This window comes from Enterobacter sp. BIDMC 29, from assembly GCF_019378755.1.
Taxonomy (GTDB): domain Bacteria; phylum Pseudomonadota; class Gammaproteobacteria; order Enterobacterales; family Enterobacteriaceae; genus Enterobacter; species Enterobacter ludwigii.
Window position 1 is genome coordinate 1385707 of the sequence record NZ_CP080000.1, and the last position, 527, is coordinate 1386233.

Genomic DNA, 527 nt, shown 5'->3' on the forward strand with positions numbered 1-527 from the left:
AAGGCTCCATCAAGTCACCTCGTATTCCCCTGATCCTGCAACAACTCACAGCAATCATGCATTGACCGAAGGAATAAATTCGACATAATTTATTTCCGCGGTGAATCCTCTCTGACGAGAGGGCGTTCCATACTACTGCTGTCCGCAGGTATGTACGCATCTTTGCTTACCAGGGGAGAGTCACTGGGATGCACCCGACACCACGATTCTTTCTTTAATTTTTTATCCCATTGGAAGGGTATAGAGTGCACAAGTTTAATTCCTCTCTTCTTGCGATTTTTTTGCTGACAGGTTGTAGTTCCGATCTGGTTCTCAGCCCACCTCAAAAACCTGAATACAAGGCTATGCCAGAGATAACCCAGTCTGTGACACCATCCCAACAGCGTGCGATCATGGCTGGTGAGAGGCCTGATTGGTCAGAAAGGACGCCAGTCGGCACCATGAAACGATATTGATAAATACCTAACGACCAGGGCTGCAATTCGGTGGCCTTTTTTATTGTGATGAATGAGCGGGATGTGATGGCT

Annotated in this window: 1 protein-coding gene; it reads right to left on the reverse strand. The window is 47.2% G+C overall.

Features of this window, described 5'->3' with window-relative positions; translation table 11 throughout:
- Positions 1-322: 322 nt before the first annotated feature.
- Positions 323-527, reverse strand: a 205-nt coding sequence (locus tag JTA15_RS06195) for a hypothetical protein (RefSeq protein ID WP_219372982.1), incomplete at its 5' end; no start/stop codon positions are given.